The organism is Nitrospirae bacterium CG2_30_53_67, assembly GCA_001873285.1.
Classification (GTDB): domain Bacteria; phylum CG2-30-53-67; class CG2-30-53-67; order CG2-30-53-67; family CG2-30-53-67; genus CG2-30-53-67.
Map to the genome: position 1 here is coordinate 1 of MNYV01000043.1, position 6,774 is coordinate 6,774.

5 protein-coding genes and 1 pseudogene are annotated in these 6,774 nt (G+C 54.1%); all 6 read left to right on the forward strand.

The window, feature by feature from the left end:
* The first annotated feature begins 453 nt into the window (after positions 1–453).
* The 6 genes and pseudogenes from AUK29_02420 (at position 454) to AUK29_02445 (ending at position 6,774) form a co-directional block, all read left to right on the forward strand.
* Positions 454–741 (forward strand): hypothetical protein, encoded by a 288-nt coding sequence (locus AUK29_02420; GenBank protein ID OIP65547.1) that lies wholly within the window; start codon positions 454–456, stop codon positions 739–741.
* Positions 742–944: 203 nt separating this feature from the next.
* The gene (locus tag AUK29_02425) at positions 945–1,439 is read left to right on the forward strand and encodes a hypothetical protein (protein OIP65548.1); all 495 of its coding nucleotides are present in this window, start codon (positions 945–947) and stop codon (positions 1,437–1,439) included.
* A 39-nt stretch (positions 1,440–1,478) separates the two neighbouring features.
* Positions 1,479–1,871 (forward strand): hypothetical protein, encoded by a 393-nt coding sequence (locus AUK29_02430; protein OIP65549.1) that lies wholly within the window; start codon positions 1,479–1,481, stop codon positions 1,869–1,871.
* 338 nt (positions 1,872–2,209) lie between these two features.
* The gene (locus tag AUK29_02435; GenBank protein OIP65550.1) at positions 2,210–3,487 is read left to right on the forward strand and encodes a hypothetical protein; all 1,278 of its coding nucleotides are present in this window, start codon (positions 2,210–2,212) and stop codon (positions 3,485–3,487) included.
* A 67-nt stretch (positions 3,488–3,554) separates the two neighbouring features.
* Complete coding sequence (locus AUK29_02440) at positions 3,555–4,754, forward strand: hypothetical protein (protein ID OIP65551.1); 1,200 nt, start codon at positions 3,555–3,557, stop codon at positions 4,752–4,754.
* Positions 4,754–6,774 (forward strand): annotated as a pseudogene (locus AUK29_02445) (cation transporter). The gene AUK29_02440 and the pseudogene AUK29_02445 overlap by 1 nt, the downstream one beginning before the upstream one ends.

Consider the following 6,774-nt stretch of genomic DNA (forward strand, 5'->3'; position numbering starts at 1 on the left):
CGCCAATATTCTCCAATCTAACGCTGAATCTTCGATGCGTCAAGGGGAGAGCTAGGACCCAAAAACAGAGATAGAAAATTGTTTTCCAAGAAAATCCCCCTCCCCTTGTGGGAGGGGGTGTGGGGGAGGGGTAACCTTAAAGGTGAAAACGATTCACCCTCACCCTGCCCTCTCCCATCAAGGGAGAGGGAATAATTTTGGAATTTCTATCGCGGAATTTAGGCCAGGACATTCTAATTGACAACAAAAACTTATTCTGGTAAGTTACTTTATATGGTGAATCAAACCATGAAAAAGCAATTGAAAAAATCGAGGCTTAGAACACCCCTGTTCATCGCTCTATTCCTGTTTGTGTTCCAGACCAATCCGGTCTTCTGTGCCTGCCTCTCCGCTGGTCATCATGCAACCGGATCTTGTAGTGCCATGTCCGAAAAGAGCCCCTGTCACGGCGATATGCCCATGAAGGCCTGCCATGACAAGGCATCGGACACAAAAAACGGCTCTTCCAACTCCGGCGCTGATACCTGCCCGCTGTGCCAGTGCCTGATGACAGGAAACATCGAGAGTCAGAAGGTCATGGCCGCGATGTCATTGGACCCGGTGCCGGGAAACCTTGCTTGCAACATCTCCCATATGCCCGGCGACACACTCAATGCCGCCAGGCTGACCTGCCTGGTACTGCCGCAGACGCCTGTTCGAACTCATCCCCTTTTCATTATAAACAGAACTTTCCGCATTTAAAATATCGCGCCCAACGTTAATTCTGACCCGTGGTTCATCTCATACGGAATCCGTGCGTGTGGATTCATGGACTTAGACTTCGGTCGAGTGGATTCATTCCGCGTGGATCTTATGTGATAGCTGTATAACATGACCGAATATAAACGGCTTGCAAAAGTCTTTGTTTCAGATATACTACCAAAGAAAAAAAGGAGGGTATCAAAATGAAAAGAACCTTTAAACTTTTAAGCGGCTCCGTAGCATTGGTCCTGGCCCTGTCCGGTTATCTCTTCGCCGGGATGGGCGGCGGAATGATGGGCGGCGGGCAGATGCAGGGAGGGTCCACGGGCATGGATCATCCCGGCCAGGAACCCATGAGCGGGCATGCCCCATCATCGGGCACCCTGTCTCAGAATACCATGCCTCATCAGGAACAGATGAAGGCTATGGACCAGATGATGCAGGATCCGGCCATGCACAGCGAGATGATGAACCGGGTCATGGGCAATCAGGAGATGATGAAAGAGATGATGAACCGGATGGTTTTCGAACCGGGCCTTATGAATCAGATGATGGACCAGATGATGACAAACATGGGGACCCGGAACATGATCGTGGATCGGGTGATGCAGGATACGGAGATGCGGAACCGGATGATACAGGAGGTTCAGTCGCCCAAACAGCCGAAGCCGCAGCATCAGCATCCGGCTCAGCCGTAAATTAGAGACCAGAACGGTCATTGAAAGGAGCTGAGGATTATGAAAAAAATCATTACAGCATTGGCCATAACCGCATTGTTCATGGCATGTACGAATTTGTCAAAGGGATACGAAGTGAAGAAGCAGGTGGGCGAATACGAGGTCGTGGCGCAGATCGACAGGAATCCACCGATTGCGGGTGACAACAATCTCAGCATCAAGATCAAGGATGCCTCAGGCAAGTACGTCACCGATGCAAACGTCATGGTGAATTATGTTATGCCCGCGATGCCCGGCATGCCGGCCATGAACTACATTGCCGAGACCACGTTGAGCGGCGAGGAGTATAAGACCAAAATGACGCTTTCCATGTCCGGCTCGTGGAACATCGAGATCAAAATCACCAGGCAGGGAAAGGTGGAGACCATGAAGTTCACTGTGGATGCAAAGTAAAAAAAGCTCACCATGACAATTGTCAACCTGAGCTTGTCGAAGGCTGGATTCCCCGATCAAGAGACTGTGTCACAATTATGGAGACTCCGTTCCTTTGGGGACAAGGTTTAGGGCAATCAATAAATTTCCTCTCCCCATGAATGGGGAGAGGGCAAGGGTGAGGGGTTGACCGGAAAGAGCCCCCTCATCCTAACCTTCTCCCCAAAAGGGAGAAGGAACATAAGGAAGAGATCAAGTTTACGACACAGCCTCCAAGCCGGGGAATGACATTGTTTGTTATCGGAGGATGACATGATTTGTTACTGGAATCAACCCATTCAATGACGCAAAGAGACCCTATGAAAACCTTTTGCCGAACGATCTGTTTTATGTTTTTTTGTTTCCTATGCATCTCCTCGGCTGCATCGGCGGCCGAGGAACTCTTGAATCTTCAGGCCCTGGTCCAGGAGGCGTTGAAGAATAACCCGGAGCTTCGGCTTGCGGAGTCCAGATGGAAGACCTCGACCTTCAGGGTACCCCAGTCCAGGAGCCTTCCTGATCCCATGTTTATGCTCGGGTACCAGAATGAGGGGACCCGGAGATACACCTACGGGGAGATGGCGGATTCTGAATGGATGTTCGCCGCATCACAGATGTTTCCTTTTCCGGGGAAACTTTCCATCAAGGAGGAGATGGCCGCAAAAGACGCACAAAGCCTCGAAGCCGACTATCAGGCTGTACGGCTGAAGACCATCGCCAGGGTCAAAGAGCTCTACTTTGATCTCTTCCTCGCATACCGGAATATCGACATCATCCGGGATAAGACCGCCCTTTTCTCGAGGGTGGAGGATGCGGCCGCGGCACGGTACGGATCGGGCATGGCGCCGCAGCAGGAGCTCCTCATGGCCCAGACGGAAAAGTATATGCTCCTCGAAAAGGAAGAGATGCTGAAGCAGAAAGTGGAATCCATGGAGGCCATGCTCAACAGCGCCACAGGAAGGGAAGCAACTTCGCCTCTGGGGAAGCCCCCGGAACCCGATGAAACCATGTATCCCTACAGCATGGATGAACTGATCCAGACAGCGTATGAACATGCTCCGGAGATTAAATCCAGGGAGCTGATGATCGGCTCGGCCGAGGCCGGGATCCATTTGGCCGAAAAGGAATACTATCCTGACTTCACCCTCAGTGCAAACCTGTCCAAAAAGGGCGGGGATTTTGAGAACATGGTGGGATTCACCACGACCATCAACCTTCCTCTCTATTACAAGTCCAAGCAAAGACAGGGTGTCTATGAGGCGAAATCGATCCTGTCCGAGGGAGAGCATGAACTCAAAGACATAAAGCTGATGGTCTCGTCCTCGATCCGGGATAACTATTCCATGCTTCAAACAGCGGGCAAACTCATGGAACTCTACAGGAAGGGTCTTATCCCCAAGACCTACCAGGATTTCGATGCCGCACTCGCCGGCTACGTAACCGGGAAGGTCGAGGCGATCACGGTGATCAGCCGCCTGAAATCCCTGCTCGACTATGAGCTTTTATACTGGGAGCAGTTCGTGACCAGGGAAAAGGCCATTGCGAGACTGGAATCACTCACCGGGAGTCCCGGTGATTTCGCATCCACACCCCGATGATCATGGGGAATTTAGAAGATTTCGTTCCCCTTCCTGAAAAGAGGCAGGGGATGGAAAGGGCCATCCGATGAAGACAAGAAGATTCAAGATCATGGTCATGGCCGCACTGGCCTTTATGCTGTTATCCCTTTCGGGATGGACCTCCGCTCCAAACCAGGCCTCGGCCGGGGAGCCTGCAACCGGTCACGTCGGGCATGGTGGAGCGTTGCCGCCCGCCCAGACCAAGCCGGCGCCTGATCAGAAGGCTTCGAGACAAGAAGCTCCCGCCGTCGAGATCCCCGCGGACAAGCAGGAGCTCATCGGGTTGAAGACGGTTGCTGTTTCGGTACAGTCTCTGCAGAAGGTCGTCCGGACGGTCGGGCGCATTGAATACGATGAGAGACGGCTGGCCACGGTCAACACAAAATTTGAAGGGTGGATCGAAAAACTCTACGTGGACTATACCGGAAGATATGTAAAAAAGGGAGAGCCCATCGCGGAGCTCTACAGCCCCGAGCTTTTCGCCACGGAACAGGAATTCATCAACCTCCTCAAGTGGTCAAGAGAGGGCAAAGAGACAAGCAGCCCTTTGCTTGCCGGGATGCTCACCGGGGATGCGGAAACCATCCTTGATGCAGCGAGACAACGGCTCAGGCTCTGGGATATCAGCGATGCGCAGATCAGGAAGATCGAGGAGACCGGCAAGCCCATGCGTACGCTCACCCTCTACAGCCCGGTGAACGGCTACGTGGTGCAGAAACCGGCCCTTCAGGGGATGCGGGTCATGCCCGGGGACAAACTCGTGGACATCGCCGACCTGTCCACCCTCTGGGTCCTTGCGGACATCTATGAGTATGAATTGCCCCTGATCCGGATCGGGGACGCGGCAGCCATCCGTTTGAGTTCTCTACCGGACAAGGTCATCTCCTCAAAGATCGATTATATCTATCCTTCGATCTCAGGGGATACAAGAACGGTCAAGGTGAGGTTTGTGATTGACAATCTGGAAGGACGGCTCAAACCGCAGATGTTCACGGACGTGGAGATCCATATCGACCTGGGGAAAAGACTCGCCATCCCCGAAGACGCGGTCATCGATACCGGGGCAAGACAGATCGTCTACGTGGATAAAGGGAATGGCCTCTTTGAACCCCGGGAGGTGACCCTGGGCATCCGGGCCCAAGGCATGGTGGAAGTTTTGAAGGGCCTCACCGCTGGAGAAAAGGTTGCCTCCTCGGCCAATTTCCTCATCGATTCCGAGGCCAAACTGAAAGGGGTCGTTCAGTAATGATCTCCAAAATCATTGGATTCAGCGCGCAGAACAGGTTTGTTGTCTTCCTGATGGTCCTGTTTCTGGGCATATGGGGTTACTGGGCATTAAAAAACACCCCGCTCGATGCCATCCCGGATCTCAGCGACACCCAGGTCATCATCTACACGGAATGGCCGGGAAGAAGCCCGGACCTGGTGGAAGACCAGATCACCTACCCCATCACGTCCACACTGCTCGCTGCCCCCAAGGTGCAGGTCGTTCGAGGCTTCTCCTATCTCGGGAGTTCTTTCATCTACGTGATCTTCGAGGAGGGGACCGACATCTACTGGGCCAGAAGCAGGATCCTTGAATACCTGCAGGCCGTAAAAGGCAAGATCCCTGCCGATGTCAACCCCGTGCTCGGCCCGGATGCAACCAGTGTGGGATGGGGCTTCTCCTATGCCCTCGTGGATGAGGCCGGCCGGCACAACCTTGCGGAGCTGCGCTCGATCCAGGACTACAACGTCAAGCTTGCGCTGGAAAGTGTACCCGGCGTCTCCCAGGTCGCGAGCATCGGCGGATTTGTGAAACAGTATCAGGTCACCATAGACCCGAACAGGCTCTCGGCATACGGGATTTCCATCATGAAAGTGATGGAGGCCGTCCGCAAAAGCAATAACGACGTGGAAGGAAGGGTCCTGGAGTTTTCCGGGATCGAATATATGCTGAGGGGACGGGGGTACATCAAGACTGTTCAGGACCTGAAGGATATCCCTGTCGCGACCGACGGCGCGGGCACGCCGGTCTTCCTCAGAGATGTGGCCACGGTACAGCTCGGCCCCGAGATCCGAAGAGGGGTCGCTGACCTGGACGGCAAAGGAGAAGTAGCCGGAGGGATCGTGGTTGTCCGGTTCGGTGAGAACGTCCTCAGCGTGATCGAGCGGGTCAAGGAGAAGTTCAAAACAGAGATCGCTCCAAGCCTTCCGGAAGGCGTGCACATGGTGACGACCTATGACCGCTCCGACCTGATCCTCCGGTCCATTGATACACTCAAGGAAGAGATCATCAAGCTCTCCATTGCCGTGAGCGTGGTCTGCATCATCTTTTTGTTTCACCTCCCGAGCGCCCTGGTCGTGATCCTGACGCTCCCCATCGCCATCCTTATTTCCTTCATCTGCATGCACTATCTCGGTGTAACCTCGAACATCATGAGCCTGAGCGGCATCGCCATTGCCGTCGGCGCCATGGTGGACGCCTCAATCATCATGGTGGAGAACGCCCACAAAAAGCTGGAGGAGTGGGAGGCTCACGGCGGAGAGGGGAGCAAAGCCGATGTCATCATTGAGGCCGCCAAAGAGGTGGGGCCATCTCTCTTCTTCTCGCTCCTCGTCATCACGGTCGGTTTTCTCCCGGTGTTCACGCTGCAGGCCCAGGCCGGAAGGCTCTTCAAACCCCTGGCCTACACCAAGACCTTTGCCATGCTCTTCTCCTCTTTCCTGGCCGTGACCCTGACGCCGGTATTGATGACCCTCTTTATCCGGGGCAAGATCAGACCGGAAGATAAGAATCCTATTATTGTGGTGCTGGGCAAGATCTATGAGCCGAGGGTCGGATTTTCTCTCAAGTACCCGAAGATAATCATTGTCTTCGCCGTCATCATCATGGCCCTGACCCTCTATCCGATCCTCAAGCTCGGGTCCGAATTCATGCCGCCCCTCTATGAAGGGACCCTCTTCTACATGCCGGTGACCGTGCCGGCGGCATCCATCTCCGAGGTCACCAAGCTCCTTCAAATGCAGGACAGTCTCCTGAAGAAGATTCCGGAAGTAGCGCAGGTCTTCGGCAAGGCAGGACGGGCCGAGACGGCCACGGACCCGGCGCCGCTGGAGATGTTTGAAACCGTGATCAACCTCAAACCCGAATCCGAATGGAGGCCGGGGATGACGGTCGAGAAACTCAAAGACGAGATGAACGATGTCCTGACCATTCCCGGCGTGTCCAATTCCTTCACCATGCCGATCAAGGCGAGAATCGACATGCTTGCGACAGGCATCCG

Bases quoted from the DNA above. Each gene is read 5' to 3' on its own strand.
- AUK29_02430 (OIP65549.1), top strand. From the start codon at position 1,479: ATGAAAAAAATCATTACAGCATTGGCCATAACCGCATTGTTCATGGCA.
- AUK29_02435 (OIP65550.1), top strand. From the start codon at position 2,210: ATGAAAACCTTTTGCCGAACGATCTGTTTTATGTTTTTTTGTTTCCTA.
- AUK29_02425 (OIP65548.1), top strand. From the start codon at position 945: ATGAAAAGAACCTTTAAACTTTTAAGCGGCTCCGTAGCATTGGTCCTG.
- AUK29_02440 (OIP65551.1), top strand. From the start codon at position 3,555: ATGAAGACAAGAAGATTCAAGATCATGGTCATGGCCGCACTGGCCTTT.
- AUK29_02420 (OIP65547.1), top strand. From the start codon at position 454: ATGCCCATGAAGGCCTGCCATGACAAGGCATCGGACACAAAAAACGGC.